At 72.8% G+C, this 20,410-nt stretch carries 20 protein-coding genes; 12 read left to right on the top strand and 8 right to left on the bottom strand.

The features are described 5' to 3' along the window. From ODJ79_RS20745 to ODJ79_RS20735, 3 genes are all read left to right on the top strand, one after another. Positions 1-385, top strand: a 385-nt coding sequence (locus tag ODJ79_RS20745; RefSeq protein WP_263025159.1) for an NAD(P)(+) transhydrogenase (Re/Si-specific) subunit beta, incomplete at its 5' end; no start/stop codon positions are given. A gap of 55 nt (positions 386-440) precedes the next feature. Then, positions 441-1,271 carry an SAM-dependent methyltransferase gene (locus tag ODJ79_RS20740; protein WP_263025168.1) on the top strand — a complete coding sequence of 277 codons (831 nt, stop codon included), beginning with the start codon at positions 441-443 and terminating at the stop codon, positions 1,269-1,271. A gap of 168 nt (positions 1,272-1,439) precedes the next feature. Then, positions 1,440-2,258, top strand: a complete 819-nt coding sequence (locus ODJ79_RS20735) for a phosphotransferase family protein (protein ID WP_263025158.1) — start codon at positions 1,440-1,442, stop codon at positions 2,256-2,258. Between the two features lie 106 nt (positions 2,259-2,364). Here ODJ79_RS20735 and ODJ79_RS20730 read toward each other — a convergent pair whose 3' ends face one another. From ODJ79_RS20730 to ODJ79_RS20715, 4 genes are all read right to left on the bottom strand, one after another. Continuing rightward, positions 2,365-2,802, bottom strand: coding sequence for a hypothetical protein (locus ODJ79_RS20730; protein ID WP_263025157.1), 438 nt, complete (start codon positions 2,800-2,802; stop codon positions 2,365-2,367). A gap of 188 nt (positions 2,803-2,990) precedes the next feature. Then, positions 2,991-3,122, bottom strand: coding sequence for a hypothetical protein (locus ODJ79_RS20725; protein WP_263025156.1), 132 nt, complete (start codon positions 3,120-3,122; stop codon positions 2,991-2,993). Next, the gene (locus tag ODJ79_RS20720; protein ID WP_263025155.1) at positions 3,112-4,155 is read right to left on the bottom strand and encodes a MerR family transcriptional regulator; all 1,044 of its coding nucleotides are present in this window, start codon (positions 4,153-4,155) and stop codon (positions 3,112-3,114) included. The genes ODJ79_RS20725 and ODJ79_RS20720 overlap by 11 nt, the downstream gene beginning before the upstream one ends. 68 nt (positions 4,156-4,223) lie before the next feature. Beyond that, entirely contained in the window at positions 4,224-5,609 is a 1,386-nt protein-coding gene (locus tag ODJ79_RS20715) for an AMP-binding protein (RefSeq protein WP_263025154.1), read from the bottom strand. A 118-nt stretch (positions 5,610-5,727) separates the two neighbouring features. Here ODJ79_RS20715 and ODJ79_RS20710 point away from each other — a divergent pair, with 118 nt between their 5' ends. Beyond that, a complete protein-coding gene (locus ODJ79_RS20710) occupies positions 5,728-6,948 on the top strand; it encodes a methyl-accepting chemotaxis protein (protein ID WP_263025153.1) in 1,221 nt (406 codons plus the stop codon). Here the strand turns inward: ODJ79_RS20710 and ODJ79_RS20705 are convergent. Further along, a complete protein-coding gene (locus tag ODJ79_RS20705; protein ID WP_263025152.1) occupies positions 6,914-7,513 on the bottom strand; it encodes a TetR/AcrR family transcriptional regulator in 600 nt (199 codons plus the stop codon). The two genes, ODJ79_RS20710 and ODJ79_RS20705, sit on opposite strands and share 35 nt — an antisense overlap. Before the next feature lie 63 nt (positions 7,514-7,576). On the opposite strand from ODJ79_RS20705, the gene ODJ79_RS20700 reads away from it, so the two are divergent. The 6 genes from ODJ79_RS20700 (at position 7,577) to ODJ79_RS20675 (ending at position 15,176) form a co-directional block, all read left to right on the top strand. Beyond that, positions 7,577-8,749, top strand: a complete 1,173-nt coding sequence (locus ODJ79_RS20700; protein ID WP_263025151.1) for an acyl-CoA dehydrogenase family protein — start codon at positions 7,577-7,579, stop codon at positions 8,747-8,749. Continuing rightward, positions 8,739-9,953 carry an acetyl-CoA C-acetyltransferase gene (locus tag ODJ79_RS20695; protein ID WP_263025150.1) on the top strand — a complete coding sequence of 405 codons (1,215 nt, stop codon included), beginning with the start codon at positions 8,739-8,741 and terminating at the stop codon, positions 9,951-9,953. The genes ODJ79_RS20700 and ODJ79_RS20695 overlap by 11 nt, the downstream gene beginning before the upstream one ends. After that, positions 9,953-11,965 (top strand): 3-hydroxyacyl-CoA dehydrogenase NAD-binding domain-containing protein, encoded by a 2,013-nt coding sequence (locus ODJ79_RS20690; protein WP_263025149.1) that lies wholly within the window; start codon positions 9,953-9,955, stop codon positions 11,963-11,965. The genes ODJ79_RS20695 and ODJ79_RS20690 overlap by 1 nt, the downstream gene beginning before the upstream one ends. Further along, entirely contained in the window at positions 11,962-13,032 is a 1,071-nt protein-coding gene (locus tag ODJ79_RS20685) for a CaiB/BaiF CoA transferase family protein (RefSeq protein WP_263025148.1), read from the top strand. The genes ODJ79_RS20690 and ODJ79_RS20685 overlap by 4 nt, the downstream gene beginning before the upstream one ends. Positions 13,033-13,135: 103 nt before the next feature. After that, positions 13,136-14,254 carry a methyl-accepting chemotaxis protein gene (locus tag ODJ79_RS20680; protein WP_263025147.1) on the top strand — a complete coding sequence of 373 codons (1,119 nt, stop codon included), beginning with the start codon at positions 13,136-13,138 and terminating at the stop codon, positions 14,252-14,254. 136 nt (positions 14,255-14,390) lie between these two features. Beyond that, positions 14,391-15,176, top strand: coding sequence for a M15 family metallopeptidase (locus ODJ79_RS20675; protein WP_263025146.1), 786 nt, complete (start codon positions 14,391-14,393; stop codon positions 15,174-15,176). Between the two features lie 15 nt (positions 15,177-15,191). Here ODJ79_RS20675 and ODJ79_RS20670 read toward each other — a convergent pair whose 3' ends face one another. After that, complete coding sequence (locus tag ODJ79_RS20670) at positions 15,192-15,938, bottom strand: hypothetical protein (RefSeq protein ID WP_263025145.1); 747 nt, start codon at positions 15,936-15,938, stop codon at positions 15,192-15,194. Between the two features lie 132 nt (positions 15,939-16,070). On the opposite strand from ODJ79_RS20670, the gene ODJ79_RS20665 reads away from it, so the two are divergent. Together ODJ79_RS20665 and ODJ79_RS20660 are read left to right on the top strand one after the other, a co-directional pair. Further along, positions 16,071-17,159, top strand: coding sequence for a sensor histidine kinase (locus tag ODJ79_RS20665; protein ID WP_263025144.1), 1,089 nt, complete (start codon positions 16,071-16,073; stop codon positions 17,157-17,159). A gap of 2 nt (positions 17,160-17,161) precedes the next feature. Continuing rightward, positions 17,162-17,866 carry a response regulator gene (locus ODJ79_RS20660; protein ID WP_263025143.1) on the top strand — a complete coding sequence of 235 codons (705 nt, stop codon included), beginning with the start codon at positions 17,162-17,164 and terminating at the stop codon, positions 17,864-17,866. 39 nt (positions 17,867-17,905) lie between these two features. Here ODJ79_RS20660 and ODJ79_RS20655 read toward each other — a convergent pair whose 3' ends face one another. Together ODJ79_RS20655 and ODJ79_RS20650 are read right to left on the bottom strand one after the other, a co-directional pair. Next, on the bottom strand, positions 17,906-19,216 hold the full coding sequence (locus tag ODJ79_RS20655; RefSeq protein WP_263025142.1) for an MFS transporter: 1,311 nt from the start codon (positions 19,214-19,216) through the stop codon (positions 17,906-17,908). Between the two features lie 10 nt (positions 19,217-19,226). After that, a complete protein-coding gene (locus ODJ79_RS20650) occupies positions 19,227-20,384 on the bottom strand; it encodes an alpha/beta hydrolase family esterase (protein ID WP_263025141.1) in 1,158 nt (385 codons plus the stop codon). Between the last annotated feature and the right edge of the window lie 26 nt (positions 20,385-20,410).

The raw sequence follows: 20,410 nt of genomic DNA, 5'->3' as shown, positions 1-20,410 counted from the left end.
GGTCACCTACGCCATCCACCCCGTCGCCGGCCGCATGCCCGGCCACATGAACGTCCTGCTCGCCGAGGCCAACGCCCCCTACGACCAGCTGCGCGACCTGGACGAGAGCAACCCCGAGTTCGCCCGCACCGACGTGGTGCTGGTGGTCGGCGCCAACGACGTCACCAACCCGGCCGCCCGCCGACCCGGCAACCCCGTCTCCGGCATGCCCATCCTCGACGTCGACAAGGCCAAATCCGTCATCGTGCTCAAACGCTCCCTCGGACACGGCTACGCCGGCATCGACAACGAGCTCTACACCGACCCACGCACCGCCATGCTCTTCGCGGACGCCAAGGCCGGACTCACGTCGCTGCTGACCGGGCTCCACGCGTACGCGACCTAGGGTTGATACATCGAGTCCGATCTTTTGCCGGCCATGGCACGATGCGTGGTATGTCATCGCCGATCTTCCATGGTGGAGCCGACGCGTCCGCTGCCGTGGACCCACCGTCGCGCATCCGGCCCGGCGCTACGACTACCTGCTCGGCGGCAAGGACAACTTCGCCGCGGACCGGGCGTCGGCGCACGAGATCGAGGCGGTGATGCCCACGGTCCGGCTCGCCGCGGTGGAGAACCGCCACTTCCTCCGGCGGGCCGTCGAGTTCCTGTCCCGGCAGGGCGTCCGTCAGTTCCTCGACGTCGGCTCCGGCATCCCGACCTCGCCGAACACGCACGAGATCGCCCAGGCGATCGACCCCACGGCGCGCATCGTGTACGTCGACAACGATCCGCTCGTCCTCACCCACGCCCGCGCGCTGCTCACCAGCGCGCCCGCGGGCCGGACGGCGTACCTCGGCGCCGACCTGCGCGACCCGGGCAGCATCCTGCGGCATCCCGAGCTCCGCGGCACGCTCGACCTCGCCCGGCCGGTCGGGTTGCTGCTGGTCGCCGTCCTGCACTTCGTCCGGGACGACGAGGACCCGGCCGGCATCGTCGCCACGCTGGTCGATGCGCTGGCGCCCGGCAGCTGGGTGGTGGTGTCGCACTCGACCTTCGACTTCATGCCGGCCGAGATGCTCCCGAGGCTCGAGGCGCCCAACCGGGACGGCCGGTTCCGTGCCCGGTCCCGCGAGGAGTTGGCCGGGCTGCTGGGCGGCCTGGACCTGGTCGAGCCGGGGATCCAGTCGGTCGTGCAGTGGTGGGCCGGCGACGAACCCGGCCCCCGGCCGGCCGTCGAGGACGTGGCCATTCACGCGGCCGTGGCCCGGGTGCCGCAGAAACCCGTCTAGGCCGCCGGCGTGACGTTCACTCGCCGGGCCGCGTGGGCCGACACGCCAGAACCGGTACGCATGGCCGTCGCCGAGGCCCTCGGGACAACGATCGTCGCTCACACGGATCTGCACGGCGGGATGTCACCCGGTCCGGCTGCGGGCTTGCGGTTGGCCGACGGTCGACAGGTGTTCGTCAAGGCCGTGTCGGCCGAGGTCCGGGCACACAACCACAAAATGATCCGGCAGGAATCGGCAATCCTGGACGTCCTGCCGGAGTCGGTGCCGGCGCCCCGACGCCTCGCCACCATCGAACATGGACCATGGGTCGTGCTGGCCACCACCTGGGCTCCCGGTGCCACGGAAGCGTTCTGGACCGACGAATCGATCGCGGCTGTCGCGAAGGCGTGCCGCACGGCGAGCGGGCACATGGCGCCGGGCGCCCTGCCACCGGTCGCCCAGCGCATCTTCGACTTCGACGGCTGGACGCGCCTGCTGGAGATCGGCACGAGCGACCAATGGGAGGCGGCCCATGCGGGACCGGCAGCCGATGTCGTGGCCGGATGGGAACACTGGACGGCCGGCAGCGCCTTGGTCCACCGCGACATCCGCCTCGACAACACCGCCGTCGACCCGCAGGACCGAGCGGCCGTGCTGCTCGACTGGGCTTACGCGGCAGCCGGCGCCCCCTGGGTCGACCTCGCCCAGATGGCGGCGGACGTGGTCGCCACCGGGCACGTCCTCGGTCGGCAAGCGGCAACGCGATCCGCGTACGAGCTGTTGCGGACGCTGCCACCCGAGGCATCCCGTTTCGTGGTGGGGCTGGCCGGGATGTGGTGCATCCGTGCCGCGACAATGCCCGACACCGTCATCCCGGGCATGTCCACGTGGCGCCGCGCGAGATCAGCCGCATTACGCCCACTCGTGACCCGCCTGATCACCGACCACCGCGACGGCCGAAGCGTCAAGCGCGGGGCGGGGAGTCCGCGGCGAGGAACTTCGAGCTGACCTTGCCGAAGCCGGCCGGGTCGAGCAGCGCGAGGCCGGCGACGGAGCGCGGCGAGCGCAAGGCGTGCCGCAGGCCTGATCATCGTCGTGACCAGCAGGAACAGGCCTAGGGTTGGCGGCTCCGGAGGCGCCGCCACCCGCGCCGCGACAGAAGGTACAGGCCGTACGCGGCGACGGCCCCACCGGCGTCGCGCCACCACCCCGGCAGGTGACCGGTGGCGGCGATCACGCCGCCGGCCAGGAGCCCGAGGTCGGCCCACACCGGCGACCGGTCGGGCGCCACGCGCTCCTCGTCGAAGGGGTCCCGGCCGATCACGTCCCGGCAGATCGAGGCGAGCTGGGGCCGGCTGAACTCGTTGCGCCGGACGGCCTCGTCGACCGGCCGCAGCGGCTCGATGAGGCTGCGCAGCTCGGCCTCGGTGATCGCGGCCACCAGCGGCCGGGGCGCACCCTTCTCGAGGACCAGCTCGACACAGTCGTCCTCGGTCGCGGTGACCGACCAGATCTTCTCCACCTGCCGCCTTTCCCCGTCGAGACGGGCCACAGCATAAAAGAAGCCGGACGACGTTTACCGGCCCCCGGGCGGGGTATGCGCTGCGCACCCCAGAAGGGCGGCCGGCGCGGTTCCCGACCGCGCCGGCCGTCTGTGCCTCGCCGAACCGGCGCGGTTCCCGACCGCGCCGGCCGCCTATGTCTCGCCGAGCCGGCGCGGTTCCCGACCGCGCCGGCCGCCTATGTCTCGCCGAGCCGGCGCCGCTCCTCGATCCGGCGCACCCGCCGGGCGATCTCGTGCGATCCCCGTACGCCTCCGTCCCGCCCCCGTCGCCGGCGCGGCACGGTCAGCATCTCGATCTCACGAAACATGGGCCACCACGCACGCGATGTTGTCCGGCGCCCCGGCCTCGTACGCCGCCTCGATCAGCCGCCGCACCGCCGCCTCCGGCTCGGCCAGGTCCAGCGCCTCCCGCAGCGACGCGCGCTCCACCACCGCCGACAGCCCGTCCGAGCAGAGCAGGTAGCGGTCACCCGGCAGGGCGGTGCGCAACGCCAGATCGGCCTCGACCGGCTGCGGCCCGGCCCCCAGCGCCCGGGTCAGCAGTGCCCGCTGCGGGTGCCCCGCCGCCTCGGACGGGCTCAGCCTGCCGTGGTCGACCTGGTCGCGTACCCAGGTGTGGTCCTGCGTCAGCAGGGAGAGCTCACCACCGCGCAACAGGTACGCCCGGGTGTCCCCGACGTGCACCAGTGCCAGCTGGGAGCCGCGGCGCAGCAGCGCGGTGAGCGTGGTGCACGGATCGGTGCCGGTGCCGCGCAACGAGCGGTCGACCTCGTCGACGGCCACGGCCAGCTCGGCCAGCAACGCGGCCGCGCCACCGGCGGACGGCTCCAGGCGTTTCAGCGCCTCGATCGCGGCGGCGCTCGCGGCGGCGCCGGCCGGACCGCGCATGCCGTCGGCGACCGCGAGCAGGCGGTCCCCGGCGTACGCGGCGTCCTCGTTGCTGTCCCGCACCGCGCCGGTGTCGGTTCGCGCGGCATGCCGGACGGTCAAGGTGTCGGACATGATGTGGTCCCTTCTGGACAGTTGCCCGACGAGGAGGGCGACCTGCTCGGCGCGGGTCGCATTGCCGGCCGCCACCCGCCGCCAGAAGGCGTCCACGGCCTCGGCGGCGGCGGGGGCGGGCAGCGACAGGACCGTCCGGATCTCGGCGAGCGGCATCTCGATCCGCCGCAGCGCAGCGATCAGCCGGGCGTCGGCGATCTGGGCGGGATCGTAGAGCCGGTACCCCGTCTCGGGGTCGACCGCGGCCGGCGGCAGCAGCCCCACCGAGTCGTACAGGCGCAGTGCCTTCGGGGTCAGCCGCGCGGCGCGGGCGAACGCGCCGATCGTCAGCAGCTGCACGATGCCTCCTCCTCGTGCCGGTCGGGCGACCGGCACGACCTACGCTGGGCCTTCCCCTTGGGTGAGGGTCAAGCGTCGCGGAGGCGGGACTTCTGGACCTTGCCCATCGCGTTCCGCGGCAGGGCCTCGACCAGGCGTACCGCCCGGGGGCGCTTGTGCGCGGCGAGGCGCTCGGCGACGAAGGCGATCAGCTCGGTCTCGGCGACCGGGTCGGCCACCACGAACGCGGTGATCCGCTCGCCCAGGTCGGCGTCGGGCAGGCCGAGCACCGCCGCCTCGTGCACCGCGGGATGCAGCAGCAGCGCATCCTCCACCTCACCGGCGCCGACCCGGTAGCCGCCGGTCTTGATCAGGTCGGTGGAGGCGCGGCCGACGATCCGGTGCCAGCCGTCCGGGCCGATCGTGGCCACGTCCCCGGTCCGGTACCAGCCCTCGCCCCACGACTCGACCGTGCCGTCGCGCAGATAGCCATCGAACAAGGTCGGCCCCTGGATCTCCAGGTGCCCGATGGTCGTGCCGTCCGACGGCAGCACCGCGCCGGACTCGTCGACGATCCGGCTGGTGATCCCGGCCAGCGGGAGCCCGACCTGACCGGCCCGGCGCTCGCCGTCCGACCGGGCGCTGACCGTGATCAGCGTCTCGGTCATCCCGTACCGCTCGACCGGCGCCTGCCCGGTGAGCTCGCGCAGGTCGTGGAAGACCGGCGCGGGCAGCGGCGCGCTGCCGGAGACCAGCAGGCGGGCGGCGGCGAGGCGGCGGGCGGCCGCCGGCCGGCCCGCGATCCGGGACCAGACGGTGGGGACGCCGAAGTACATCGTGCCGGCGGTCTCCGCGTACGCCTCGGGGGTCGGCCGCCCGGTGTGCGTGAGCCGCCCGCCCAGCCGCAGCGGTCCCAGGGCCCCGAGCACCAGGCCGTGGACGTGATAGAGCGGCAGCCCGTGCACGAGCGTGTCGTCCGGCGTCCACTCCCAGGCCGCGGCGAGCGCGTCGAGGTCGGCCGCGACCGCCGCCCGCGAGATCACCACGCCCTTCGGCGCGCCGGTGGTGCCGCTGGTGTAGAGCACGAGCGCGGGCGCGTCCCCGGCCGGCTCGTCCGGGATCGCGGTGGCCCGGCTCTTCCGGGTGATCCGCACCACCGGAAGCCCGCCGGAGTCGTCGCCGTCGTCGGCGAGCAGCAGCGCCGCCCCGGAGTCCTTGAGCATGTGCTCGCGTTCGAGCCGGCCCGCGTCCGGCGGCACCGGCACGATCGGCACCCCGGCGAGCAGCGCCCCCGCCACGGCCGCGACGGTGGCGGCGCCGGGAGCCGCGTGCACCGCCGCGATCGGCGCCCCGGCGAGGTCGGCGGCGATCGACGCCGCCCAGCCCAGCAGGTCGTGCCGCGAGAACGTGCCGTCGGTCGCGGCGAGCGCGGACGGCAGATCGTCACCGGCGACGAGCGCGGACAGCAGCGGCATGGCCGCAACGGTACCGGTCCCGGATGCGGACCGATCACTCCTAAAGCCGGCCGCACCGGAGCCGATGTTCTGTCGAGGTGGAGGTAAACGTCGGACCGCCGGAACGGAGAATCGAGCGTTGACCGGGATCTGGGTCGTCGTCGCCGTCGCGGTGGCCGTCGCGGCGTACGCTCTGGGCGGTCGCCGGCAGCGAGGCCGGGAAGCGCAGCGCCTGGCCGCCGAGATCGCGGCCGTGTTCCCCCAGGACTTCGCCGGGGAGCGGACGATCGCCGGGATGAGCGACCTGCTCATCGCGCGCACCGCCGAGATCGAGCAGATGCACGCCGACCGCGAGGAGCGGCTGCGCGCCGCCGAGCACGAGCAGCGCGAGGTCAACGGCCGGCTGCGCCGCCGGGCCAAGGAGGCGATCGACGACACCGGCGCGGTGATCGGCGAGCGGCTGCGTGACGTGGTCGAGCAGGTCGGCGCGGCCCGGCAGGCGGCCACCGCCACCCACGAGCGGGTCGCTCGCACCAGCGAGGCCGCGACCGTCATGGTGCGCCGGGCGCGCAGCGCCGACGAGGCCGCCACGGCGCTGAACGACAGCCTGCACCAGGTCGCCGGGATCGCCAGCGTGATCTCCGGGATCGCCTCGCAGACCCGGCTGCTGGCGCTGAACGCGACCATCGAGGCGGCCCGGGCGGGCGCGGCCGGCAAGGGGTTCGCCGTGGTCGCCGACGAGGTGAAGAACCTGGCCGACACCACCGCCGACTCGACCGACAAGATCACCGCGACGGTCGCCGCGCTCGAGGCGGACGTGCAGCAGATGGGCGGCACGCTGACCGCGATCGTGCAGGACGTCAGCGAGATCGAGCAGGCGATGAGCCTGCTCGACGGGATCGCCGACGACCAGCACCGGATCGTCGAGCGGCTGAACGTCACGGTGGACGCGACGATGGCGCAGATCGCGGACCTGTCCGAGGTGGCCGACCGGCTCGACCGCCGGCGCGGCGACCGGCTGGCCGCCAGCGGCGAGATCCAGCTGCGGGTGCCGGACCGGGCCGAGCAGGTGACCGGCCGGCTGATCGACCTCAGCAACGGCGGGATCGGCCTCACGGTGCCGTCCCGCACCCCGATCCGGGTCGGCGAGCAGGCTCGGGCCGATCTGACGGTCGACGGCGTGCCGATCCACGCGAACGTCCAGGTGGTCCGCCGCCGCGAGCGCGGCGACGAGGCCGAGCTGGGCCTGGCGGTGACCGACCTCCCGACGGAGGCGCAGCGGCAGATCGAGGGCCACCTCAGCCGCGCGCTGGCGAACTCCTCGGCTACGCGTCGGGGAACACCTGGTCCACCAGGGTGAGCAGGGTCGCGGTGAGCAGCTTGTGCACCTGGGCGCGGGTGAGCTCGCCGCGCTGCAGCCATTCCCGGGCGGTGGAGGTCGCCAGGCCCACGTAGGAGCGGGCCATCGCGTGCCGGGCGCCGTCGGCGGGCCGGCCGACCGCGGCCAGCACCCGATCGGCCGCCACGTCGATCGCCTCGGCGATCACCCGGTCCACATCGGCGTCGCCGGCCATCCCGCCCGCGGTGATCGCGCCCAGCCACGAGGTGCTGTGCCGGGAGACCACGTCGAGGAACCAGGACACGATCGCGCCGGCCCGGGCGGGCAGGTCGTCGTCCGGCGGCAGCCGGGTCAGGGCCGCCTCGGGCACGGTCAGCATCACCCGCACGACCTCGAGGTACAGCTCCTTCTTGGTGCCGAAGTAGTGGTTGACCAGTCCGCGGGCGACGCCGGCCCCGCTTGCCACGTCGCCGGTCGAGACGGCCGCGTAGCCGCGCTCGCCGAACAGCCGGACCGCCACCGACAGGATCTGCTCGCGGCGGGCGTCCGGCTCGAGACGGCGGCGCTGACCGGTATCCACACTCACGCAGTGGACCCTACCGGGACCGGCTTGTTGACACACTGCCAACAAAGCCGGGAGAGTGGGGCCATGCCCACCCCCGGACTGGACGGGTACGCCCCGCCGTGGCTGAAGCCCGAGCACGACGACCTCGCCGAGCTGGCCCGTGACTTCTTCACCGACCAGGTGCTGCCGCACGCCGAGCGGCTCGAGCGGCAGGGCCACCCCGACCGCGAGCACTACCGCCGCGCCGGCGAGCTCGGCCTGCTCGGCCTGAGCGTGCCCGAGGAGTACGGCGGCGGTGGCGGCGACTTCACCCACGAGGCGGTGCTGCTGCACGAGCAGACCATGTGCGGCGAGGGCAGCCTCGGCCTGGCCGTGCACAGCGGCATCGTCACCGGCTACCTGCGCCACTACGGCACCGAGGAGCAGAAGCGGCGCTGGCTGCCCGGCCTCTGCGACGGCGACCTGGTCGGCGCGATCGCGATGACCGAGCCGGGCGGGGGCTCCGACCTGCAGGCCATCCGCACTCGCGCGGTCCGCGACGGCGACGACTACGTGGTCACCGGCTCGAAGACGTTCATCACCAACGGCGCCCTCGCCGACCTGCTGATCCTTGCCGTGAAGACGGACACCAGCCAGGGCGCGTCCGGGATCAGCCTGCTGGTCTGCGAGATCGGCGACGACACGCCCGGCTTCCAGCGCGGCCGGCTGATCGACAAGATCGGCCTGCACGCGAACGACACCGCCGAGCTGTTCTTCGACGAGATGCGCGTCCCGGTGACCCACCTGCTGGGCGGCGCGGAGAACGAGGGCAGCGGGTTCTTCCAGATGATGGCGCAGCTCCCCCAGGAGCGCCTGGTCATCGGCGTGGGCGCGGTCGCCGCCATGCAACGGGCGGTCGAGCTGGCGGTCGCGTACGCGAAGGAACGGACCGCCTTCGGCAAGCCGCTGATCGCCCACCAGAACACCCGGATGGTGCTCGCCGAGTGCGCCACCCGTACCCGCGCCTCGCGGATCTTCCTCGACGACTGCATCGCCCGGCACAGCCGTGGTGAGCTGGACGTGCCGACGGCGGCCATGGCCAAGCTGTGGCTCACCGAGGGACAGTGCGAGGTGGTGGACAAGTGCCTGCAGATCTTCGGCGGCTACGGCTACACCACCGAGTACCCGATCGCCCGGATGTACGCCGACGCCCGGGTGCAGAAGATCTACGGCGGCACCAACGAGATCATGAAGGAGCTGATCGCCCGTGTCCTCTGAGGCGTACGTGTACGACGCGGTGCGCACCCCGCGCGGCCGCGGCAAACCGACCGGCGCGCTGCACGGGGTCAAGCCGATCTCGCTGGTCACCGGCCTGATCGCCGAGCTGCGCGGCCGCAACCCGGGGCTCGACCCGGCCCTGATCGACGACCTCGTGCTGGGCATCGTCACGCCGATCGGCGAGCAGGGCGGCGATCTGCCCCGCGCCGCCGCGCTGCTGGCCGGCCTGCCGGAGACCGCGGCCGGGGTGCAGCTCAACCGCTTCTGCGGCTCCGGCCTGGAGGCGGTCAACCAGGCCGCGGCCCGCGTCCGCGGCGGCTGGGAGCACCTGATCCTGGCCGGCGGCGTCGAGTCGATGTCGCGCAACCCGATGGGCTCGGACGGCGGCGCCTGGTTCCTCGACCCGGAGACCGCCCTGGCCACCGGCTTCGTCCCGCAGGGCGTCAGCGCCGACCTGATCGCCACGATCGAGGGCTTCTCCCGCGACGACGTGGACGGCTACGCGCTGCGCTCCCAGGAGCGGGCCGCCAAGGCCGCCGCGGCCGGGCATTTCGCCCGCTCGATCGTTCCGGTCCGCGACCCCAGCGGGCTGACGCTGCTGGACCGCGACGAGCACGCCCGGCCGGAGACGACCCGCGAGGGCCTGGCCAAGCTCAACGCCTCGTTCGCGATGATCGGCGAGGCGGCTGGTTTCGACGCGGTCGCCCTGCAGAAATACCACTGGCTCGAGAGGATCGACCACGTCCACCACGCCGGAAATTCGTCCGGAATTGTGGACGGCGCGGCGCTTGTCGCGATCGGCTCCGAAAAGGCCGGCCAGGAAGCCGGTTTGACCCCGCGCGCCCGGATTGTCGCGGCGGCAGTCACCGGCGCCGAGCCGACGATCATGCTGACCGGCCCGATCCCGGCGACCCGCAAGGCGCTGGCGATCGCCGGCCTGCAAACCAAGGACATCGACCTCTTCGAGATCAACGAGGCGTTCGCGGCCGTGGTGCTCAAGTACGAGCGCGACCTGGGACTCGACCCCGAAAAGGTCAACGTCAACGGCGGCGCCATCGCCCTGGGCCACCCGCTCGGCGCGACCGGCGCGATGCTGCTGGGCACCGCCCTCGACGAGCTCGAACGGCGCGACCAGCGGCGGGCCGTCGTGACCCTGTGCATCGGCGGCGGCATGGGCGTCGCCACCGTGATCGAGAGGCTCTGATGATCCGCTACGACCGGGACGCCGACGGCGTTGTCACGCTCACCATGGACGACCCCGACCAGTCCGCGAACACCATGAACGCCGCGTACGTCGCCGCGATGACCGCGGCGCTCGACCGCCTCGAAGCCGAGCGGGACGAGGTCACCGGCGTCATCGTGACCAGCGGGAAGACGACCTTCTTCGCGGGCGGCGACGTGCCGCTGATGAGCACCGCCACCGAGCAGGACGCCCCGGCGCTGCGCGACCTGCTCGGCACGATCAAGCGGGACCTGCGTCGGCTGGAGACGTACGGCCGGCCGGTGGTCGCGGCGGTCAACGGCGCGGCGCTCGGCGGCGGCCTGGAGATCGCGCTCGCCTGCCATCACCGGGTCGCGCTCGACGCCCCCGGCACCCGGCTCGGCTTCCCCGAGGTGACCCTGGGCCTGCTGCCCGGCGCCGGCGGGGTCACCCGGACCGTACGCATGCTGGGTCTTGCTCCCGCTCTGACGACCTGGTTGCTGACCGGCCGGCGGATGCGCCCCCAGGATGCCCGGGAGAACGGGCTGGTCGACGAGGTCGCGGCGACACCGGCCGAACTGGTCACCCGGGCCAAGGAGTGGATCGGCAAGAACCCCGGCGCGGCCCAGCCCTGGGACCGGCCCGGCTACCGGATGCCCGGCGGCACCCCGGCCACGCCCAAGCTGGCCGCGCAGCTCCCGGCCTTCGCCGCCACCCTGCGCAAGCAGCTCAAGGGCAACCGGCTGCCGGCACCCGAGGCGATCCTGGCGACCGCCGTCGAGGGCGCCCAGGTCGACTTCGCGACCGCCGAGCTGATCGAGACCCGGCACCTGATCACCCTGCTCACCGGGCAGATCGCCAAGAACATGATGGGCGCGCTCTTCTTCGACCTGCGCGCGGTCAACGGCGGCCTCGCCCGCCCGCGGGTCGAGGTGCTCCCGGCCACCAAGATCGCGGTGCTCGGCGCCGGCATGATGGGCGCGGGCATCGCCCAGGCCTGCGCCCGCGCCGGCCTCCCGGTCGTGGTCAAGGACGTCACCCCCGAGCTCGCCGAGCGGGCGGCCGGCCCCGGCATCGTCACCACGGCGGACGTCGAGGACCTGCGCGGCTGCGACGTGGTGATCGAGGCGGTCTTCGAGGACCCGGCGCTCAAGGCGAAGGTGTTCGCCGAGGTCGAGCCGGTGCTCGCGCCGGGCGCGCTGCTCGCCTCGAACACCTCGACACTGCCGATCACCGGCCTGGCCGGGTCGGTCGGCCGCCCGGCCGACTTCATCGGCATGCACTTCTTCTCGCCGGTCGGCAGGATGCCGCTGCTGGAGATCGTGGTCGGCGAGCGGACCCGGGACGAGGCGGTGGCCCGCGCCTTCGACCTGGGCCGGCGGATCGGCAAGACGCCGATCGTGGTCAACGACGGGCGCGGCTTCTTCACCAGCCGGGTGATCGGCAAGTTCCTCGACGAGGCGATCGGCATGCTGGCCGAGGGCGTGCCGGCGCCGTCGATCGAGCAGGCCGCGTTGCAGGCCGGGTACCCGACCGGGCCCCTGGCGCTGGCCGACGAGGTGAGCCTCGCGCTGGTCCAGCGGATCCGGCGCCAGTACGAGGCGGTGTCCGGCGACGGGTTCGTCCGGCAGCCCTCGCACGACCTGGTCGACGCGATGGTGGACAAGCACGATCGGCCCGGGCGTGCGGGTGGGCGCGGCTTCTACACGTATGCGGACGGCAAGCGCACCGGCCTGTGGGACGGCCTCGCCGAGCTGGCCACCGACGAAGGCCGCGCGGTCCCCTTCCCGGACCTGCAGGACCGGTTCCTGTTCGCCGAGGCGCTCGACGCGCGGGCCTGCCTCGACGAGGGCGTGCTGCGCACCGAGGAGGACGGCAACGTCGGCTCGATCCTGGGCATCGGCTTCCCGGCCTGGACCGGCGGCGTGCTCCGGTTCGCGCACCAGCACGCCGACTTCCCCGGTCGGGCGACCGAGCTGGCCGCCCGCTACGGCGATCGGTTCATGCCCTCATGAGCGGCCCGCTCGACGGCGTGCGGGTGGTCGAGCTGGCCGGGCTCGCCCCCGCGCCGTTCGGCTGCATGGTCCTGGCCGACCTCGGCGCCGACGTGGTCCAGGTCGACCGGCCCGGCGGCACGGGCATCCCGCCCACCCCGATGCACCGCTCCCGCCGCACGGTCACCCTCGACCTCAAGACCGAGGCCGGGGTGAGCGGGCTGCTGCGCCTGGCCGCCCGCGCCGACGTGCTGGTCGAGGGCTACCGGCCCGGCATCGCCGAGCGCCTCGGGTTCGGTCCGGCCACGATCGAGAAGATCAACCCCCGGCTGGTGTACGCGCGGATGACCGGCTGGGGTCAGCAAGGTCCGCTCGCCGAGCGGGCCGGGCACGACATCGACTACATCGCCCTGGCCGGCGCGCTCGAGCCGATCGGCCGCGCCGGGCAACGGCCGCACGCCCCGCTCAACCTGATCGGCGACTTCGCCGGCGGCGGCATGCTGCTGGCCGTCGGGGTCCTCGCGGCGCTGCTCGAACGCGAGCGGTCCGGGCGCGGTCAGGTCGTCGACGCCGCGATGGTGGACGGGTCGGCGCTGCTCACCGCGTTCCTGCACGGGATGATCGGGGCCGGCCTGTGGTCGCACGGGCGGGGCGAGAACACGCTCGACGGCGGCGCGCCGTTCTACGACACCTACGAGACGGCGGACGGCGGCTTCGTCGCGGTCGGCGCGCTCGAGCCCGCCTTCTACCGGGCGCTGCTCGACGGCCTGGCCCTCGCCGGGGAAGAGCTGCCGGGCCAGCACGACCGGGCCGGCTGGCCGGTGCTGCGCGCCCGGTTCGCGGCGGCCTTCGCGTCCCGCACCCGCGACGAGTGGGCTCACCGGTTCGCCGGCAGCGACGCCTGCGTGGTGCCGGTGCTCGCGCCCGGGGAGGCGCCGGACCACCCGCACAACCGGGCCCGGGGCACGTTCGTCGAGGTCGGCGGCCAGACCCAGCCGGCACCGGCGCCGCGGTTCACCCGGACCCCGCCGCAAGCGCCGCGGGCGGCGGCCGGCGTGACCGTCGAGGAGGTCCTGGCCGGCTGGTGAGCCCCGGCTCTTTTGCGGTGCGGGGTTTCGCTCAAGTGTCCGGCGCCACGGTCGATTTCTTCGGGCAGTCAACACCGAGACTCCCCAAAGGCAGACACAGAACATGCGGAACATCGGGATCGCCAAGCGACTGGGCCTCATCGTCGGTACCGGGTCCGTGCTATTCGCGACGCTGGCCTTCATCAACCTCTTCAGCAGCCACAACCGGACGACCGGGGTCATCGCCCTGGTCGGCCTGGTCGTCATGATCGGCCTGGCGGTCCCGCTGGTCCGCTCGATCCTCGAGCCGATCCACCGCCTCGGCACCGTGATCGAGGCGGTGGCCAAGGGCAACCTGACCGTGCGCACCGGGATCACCAGCCAGGACGAGCTGGGCGTGATGGCCGCCAAGCTGGACCGCTCGCTGGACGACCTGCGCGAGTCGATGGGCACCATCGCGGCCAACGCCAGCATGCTGACCAACGCCTCGCACGAGCTGACCGCGGTGGCCGGGACCATCTCCGGCGCGGCCGGCGAGACCAACGCGCAGACCGCGTCGGCCGCCGCCGAGGCCGAGGAGATCTCCCGCAACGTCCAGTCGGTCGCCGCCGGCGCCGACGAGATGGGCCAGGCGATCCGCGAGATCGCCCGCAACACCAGCGAGTCCGCCCAGGTCGCGATGATCGCCGTCGGCGAGGCCGCGCGCGCCACCGACACCGTCCGCCAGCTCGGCGAGTCCTCCGCCGAGATCGGCAACGTCATCAAGCTGATCACCGCGATCGCCGAGCAGACCAACCTGCTGGCCCTGAACGCCACCATCGAGGCGGCCCGCGCCGGCGAGATGGGCAAGGGCTTCGCCGTGGTCGCCTCCGAGGTCAAGGACCTCGCCCAGGAGACCGCGAAGGCGACCGAGGACATCGGCACCCGGGTGGCCGCCATCCAGCAGGACACCAGCGGAGCCGTCGAGGTCATCTCCCGCATCTCCGAGGTGATCGGCCAGATCAACCAGTTCCAGACCACGATCGCCACGGCCATCGAGCAGCAGACCGGCACGACGAGCGAGATGAGCCGCAGCATCGGCGAGGTCGCGAACGGCTCCAGCCGGATCGCCCTGAGCATCTCCGACGTGTCGGCCGCGGGCGCGACCTCGGCCGCGGGTGTCGAGCAGACCCGCCTGGCCTCGAACGAGGTGGCCCGCACCGCCGAGGAGCTGCGCAACCTGGTGGGCGGCTACACCTACTGAGCTTCATTCACCCCCCAAGCGGCGGCGCCGCACCGGCCACGGACGGCAGGTGCGGCGCCGCCGTTTCAGCTTGATTTCAGAGTAAAATTCGCGTTTCACCTTCCAGAGGACAAAGCTTTTCGTACGGTCGGTAACCGTGCGCAAACTTCTGGCCGCCCTGCTGGCCCTGACCGTCCCGGCGCCGCTCCTGGCCGGGCGACCCGCGGCCGCCGCCACCGTCTGGCACGTCGTCGCCCCCGGCGAGACCATGGCGAGCATCGCCCGCGACTTCGGCCTGAACACCGCCGCGCTCGGCCGCTGGAACCAGATCGTCGCCCCCTACCCGGTGCACATCGACGCGACCCTGCGGCTGAACCCGCCCGCCGCCCCGCTGCCGGCCTGGCGCACCCGGATCGAGCCGGTCACCCCCGGGATGGTCAACTGGAAGCCGATCGTGGGTTGCCCCGTCCCGCCGTCCGAGCTGCGCCGGGTCTGGGTCTCCTACATCGACCTGCGGGGCGCCTACCACGACGGCAGCATCATCGTGCGCCGCGACGTGGCCGCACGCGTGCAGACCATCTTCCTCACCCTGTTCCGCTGGCGGTACCGCATCATGGCGATGGCCCCGATGTCGGTGAACATGCCCGGCGAGACCGACATGGGCATCGTCACCGCCGGCTACAACTGCCGCCCGATCGCCGGCACCCGCGTGTGGTCGGAACACGCCTACGGCACCGCGATCGACATCAACCCCCTGCAGAACCCGATGACCCGGGTCGGGTCACGGGACGGCGGAAGCCCCTACCTGGACCGCAGCCGCCACCTGATCGGCATGATCCACCCGGACGGGGCGGCCCGGGCGTTCACCGAGAACGGCTACTTCTGGGGCGGACAGTGGCACACCCTGAAGGACTACATGCACTTCAGCGTCACCAACCGCTGACGGCCTCGTCGTGGTTCAGCCGAGTTGTCCCAGCACGACCGAGCCGACCACGAACAGCAGGAGCAGCAGCGTGGTCCTGGTGACTGCCGTGCGGGTGGGGCGGCGGGCGGTGCGCAGGGTCTTGACGCCCAGCGGAACGAGGGCCGCCGCCAGGCCGGCGACCTCGACGGCCGAGGGCCACGTGCTCCCTTTGAGCACGCCGATCATCAGCCCGGACATCAGCGCCAGCCCGATGGCGGGCAGCAGGCCGAGAGTGCGGGACAGGTAGCACCCGATGGCCAGGACGATCCAGCCCAGCATCAGCGCCAGGGTGAGGCTCGAGGCGATCCACTCCCGGTAGCCGTAGTACGAGCCGACGGCCCGCGTCGCCGCGCTCACTCCGGCGCTGTCGACCAGCGCGAAGGCGAAGGTGTTGACGCCGTAGTGGAAGGTGCGGGCGAACAGGCCGAGCATGACCAGGCTGCCGCCCCAGGCCGACCAGGCGGGCCGGCTGATCCCGACCCGGACGGCGACCGCCACGATTCCGGGCCACAGCGCGATGGTGCCGGCGAGGAACATCCCGTACGCCGTCGTCATCAGGGCGGGATGCTGCTGGTAGGCGGTGAGTTGCCCGGGGAAGAAGAACGGGACGCCGAGCCGGAGAAGCGTGCCGGTCAGCAGCAGGACGGGCCCGACGACGAGGGACAACCCGCCGAGCCAGGGGCCGGGAAAGAGGAAACCGCCGGTGGCCGGGTCCCCCGGTTCGGCTGTCGCGGTGGTCATGTCGACGAATCTCCCGTACCGCGCGGCGTGGCACATCGGATCAGGGGTCCAACCATCCGGGCGCGGCTCCTACCGGAGAATGACGGCCTGCGGTCGGATGGCGGCGGCGGTGCCGGTCGGTAGCCTGACGACGTGGTCCGACTCCGGCGGCAGACGCTCGACGTGGCGGCCGCGGTTGTCGTGGCGGCGGTGTGCGGGGTGGCGGCGCAGGAGGCCGGCCGGTCGTTCTGGTGGCTGGCGGCGGCCGGGGTGGCCGCCCCGGTAGCGGTCCGCAGCCGGTTACCGCTGGTCGCGGCCACGGCGGCTCTCGCCGCGGCCACAGCGGTGCTCGCCGGCGGCGTGGTTCCCCCGTTTGCCGCGCCGATCCTGTGCGCCGTCGTGGCCCTGACGGTGTACCCGGTGGCGTCGGCGTTGCCGCTGTCGCGCTCGGGGCCGCTGCTGGGTCTCGGGCTCGTCGCCGCCGCGGCGCTCTTCCCGCGGTGGCCGGCCGCGCCGCTGGTGGCCATGCCGGCGGTTGCGGTCCCCTGGCTGATGGGCCGGCTCGTCCGGCAACGGCGGCAGTTCGCGGAGCGGATCGCCGACGAGCGGACCGCGCGGGCGGTGGCCCAGGAGCGGCTGCGGATCGCGCGTGACATCCACGACACCGTCGCCCACAGCCTGAGCATGATCGTGATGAAGGCCGGCGTTGCTCGGCACGTCTCCGCGGTACGGCCCGAGGAGAGCGCGACAGCCCTGGCGGTCATCGAGACCGCCGGCCGGGACGCACTGGTGGAGATGCGCCGCGCCCTCGGCCTGCTGCGCGCCGATGACGATCCGGCCACGCCGACCGGGTCCGAGGGCGACCTGCGCGCCCTCGCCGAGCACGCCGAGCAGGTCGGCGTCCGGGTGGAGCTCGCGCTGGTCGACCACGCTGCCCTGCCCGACGGGGTCCGGCTGGCCGTGTACCGCATCGTGCAGGAGGCGCTGACCAATGTGATCAGGCACGCGAGGGCCGGCCGGTGCACCGTCACCATCGAAGCGGGCCCGGAGGCGGTCACCGTCGAGATACGAGACGACGGCACCGCCGCGACGGCCGGGCCCGGCGAAACCGGCTACGGACTGCGCGGCATGCGCGAGCGGGTCATCGCCTACGGGGGCAGCCTGCGAGCCGGCCCGGCCACCGCCGGCGGCTTCGCGGTCGACGCCCGCGTGCCGTACCGCCCGCCCGGTGCGGAGACCTAGCCGTGGCCGAGACGATCCGGGTCGTCATCGCCGACGACCAGACACTCCTGCGCGACAGCCTCCGTCTCCTGCTGGACACCACGCCGGGCTTCACCGTGGTCGGCGAGGCCGGTACCGGCCGCGAGGCCATCCGCCTGACCGCGGCTCATCGCCCCGACGTCGTCCTGATGGACATCCGGATGCCCGACCTCACCGGCATCCAGGCCACCGAACAGATCTGCCGCCAGACGCCGAACAGCCGCGTCCTCATCCTGACGACCTTCGACCTCGACGAGTACGTCTACGGCGCGTTGCGGGCCGGCGCCAGCGGCTTCGTGCTCAAGGACACCACCGCCGCCGACCTGATCACCGCGCTGCGCGTGATCGCCGCGGGCGACGCTCTCCTCGCCCCCAGCGTCACCAGACGACTCATCGCGGCGTTCACCGCGCACCCCCGCCCGGCACAGCGATTCCACCGCACCTTGACCGGAGTGACCGAACGCGAGCGGGAAATCCTGACCCTGATCGCGCAGGGCCTGGCCAACAGCGACATCGCCGCCCACCTCACGCTCAGCGTGGCGACGGTCAAATCCCACGTCGGGCGGCTGCTCACCAAGCTCAACGCGCACGACCGCACCCAACTCGTCGTCATCGCCTACGAGACCGGCCTCGTGACCGCGTCCGGCGCCGCCCGCAACGACCGCCCCGGAGACACCACCACCCCATGACCGACCGCGGCGCCCCGGGCCGGACCCGGGGCGCCTGCCTCACTTCTCCAGCGACGTCCGGGCAGTCTCCTTGGCCGCCAGCACCGCGATCACGGTGAGCGCCGAGGCGATCGCCAGGTAGATGGTCACCGCTGCCAGGTTCGGGTTCGCGGGATCGCCGAGCAGCTTGAGCGCGATGATCGGGGCGGGCGCGCCGGCCAGGATCGACGCCAGCTGGTAGCCGACCGACGCGCCGGTGTAGCGCACCGTCGTGCCGAACAGCTCGGCGAAGAAGGCCGCCTGCGGCGCGTACATGAGAGCGTGCAGGATCAGGCCGACCACGACCGCGAGGGTGATCGGACCGGCCGAGCGGGTGCCGACCAGCTCGAGGAACGGGTAGATCCAGACCGCCACGCCGATCGCCCCGGCCAGGTAGAGCGGTCGCCGGCCGATCCGGTCGGAAACCGCGCCGATCACCGGGATCAGCACGAACTGCACGGCCGACCCGACCACGAGCGCGGTCAGGATCGTGTCCTTGTCGGCCGGCGTTCCCGCGTACGTGGTCAGGAAGGTGATCGAGATGACCGTGAACAGGTAGTACGAGATGTTCTCGGCCAGCCGCATGCCCATCGCCAGCACGATCTCCCGCGGATAGCGCCGAATCACCTCGATCAGTGGCCGGCGTTCGCGGCTCGCCACCGTGCGCTGGAACAGCGGCGACTCCTCGATGGACAGTCGTACCCACAGACCGGTCAGCACCAGCACCGCGCTGAGCAGGAACGGGATCCGCCAGCCCCACGCGTCGAACGCCGCGTCCGGCTGCACCAGCGCGAGGATCCACAGCACCGCGGTGGCGAGCAGGTTGCCCAGCGCCACGCCCGCCTGCGGCCAGGACGACCAGAAGCCGCGCCGGGCGTCGTCGCCGTGCTCGGCGGCCATCAGCACCGCGCCGCCCCACTCACCGCCGACCGCGAAGCCCTGCAGCAGCCGGCAGCCGAGCAGCAGGATCGGGGCGGCCACGCCGATCGCCGCGTAATTGGGCAGCAGGCCGATCGCGATCGTCGCGAGACCCATCGTGAGCAGCGAGAGGACCAGCATCTTCTTCCGGCCGACCCGGTCGCCGAAGTGACCGAACACGATCCCGCCGAGCGGGCGGGCGACGAACCCGAGCGCGTACGTCCCGAACGCCAGCAGCGTGCCGGTGACCGGATCGGACTTCGGGAAGAACTGCGACCCGAAGACGAGCGCCGCGGCCGAGCCGTACAGGAAGAAGTCGTACCACTCGACGGCGGTGCCGACGAGCGAGGCGAACACGACCTTCACGATGCCGGTCCCGCGGGACTGGACGACCTTCTCCTCTATGGTGGACATCGAACTCCTCTCAGCACTGGCCGTCGGCCAGGACGTAGTAGTTGTCGCCGGTCTGCCGCAGGGTGTGCGTGACGGCGACGTTCCACAGGCCCATGGCCTGGTTCGATCCGTTCGCGTAGGCGTAGCCGCCGCTCTGGTGCGCCCGCCCGGCCACCGTGTGCGCATAGTTGGACGTCGTGAAGCAGGGGCCGCCGGTGGGCGATGGCGTCGGTGACGACGTGGGCGGCGTCGTCGGGGTCGTGGTGGTCAGACCCCAGAACTGAGCGAGGTAGTACGAGGAGCAGATCGACTGCAGGTAGTACGTCCCGGTCGTTCCGCACTGGGTCTCGGCGCTGCCGGGATCGACCGGCGTTCCGTGGGCGATCCCGTTCACCCGATCAAGTTCCACCACGTTTCCGTACGTCTCCCGCGTCGTCCCGCCCGGCAGCGAGGTCGTTCCGGTCGGCGACGGCGACACCCCGAGCACGTTCGTCCACTGGTCGCGCAGCTCGGTCGCGTTGGCCGGCACCACGGTCGTGTCGGACGTCCCGTACCAGATCGCCACCCGCGGCCACGGACCGCCGTAACCCGGGTTCGCCGCCCGCACCAGGTCGCCCCACCGGGCCGGCGTCCGGTTCTGCGCCTGGTACTGGCAGACCGTTCCGCAGTTGTAGGGCAGCCCGGCCACCACCCCGCCGCCGGCGAAGACGTCCGGGTACGCGGCCAGCATCACCGCCGTCATCGCGCCGCCCGCCGACAGCCCGGTCACATAGACGCGGTGGGGATCGGATCCGTAGTGGGCGACCGCGTAGTCGACCATCTGCTTGACCGACAGCGCCTCACCACCGCCCCGGCCGATGTCCGCCGCGGCGAACCAGTTGAAGCAGGAGAGCGAGTTGTTCGCCGTGGTCTGCTCCGGGAAGACCAGCGCCAGGTGGTACAGGTCCGCGTACTTGGGCCAGCCGGAGTGGCCGTAGTAGTCGGACGCGCTCTGTGTGCACCCGTGCAGGGCCACCACCAGCGGCGCGCCGGACGGCAGCCCGGACGGCACGTAGCTGTACATGTTCAGGGCGCCCGGGTTCGAGCCGAACCCGGTCACCCGGGTGAGCCCGGCCGCCGCCCGCGCCGGGGTCACGACCAGGGTGACCAGCAGCGCCGCCAGCGCCACCGACCAGATCTTCTTCCGCACCGGGCACCTCCCGCCGACGACGATTT

The sequence above is a fragment of the Actinoplanes sp. KI2 genome (genome assembly GCF_025630775.1).
Lineage (GTDB): Bacteria > Actinomycetota > Actinomycetes > Mycobacteriales > Micromonosporaceae > Actinoplanes.
Note: the sequence above shows the minus strand (reverse complement) of the source record. Positions and strands in the feature narration are given on the sequence as shown.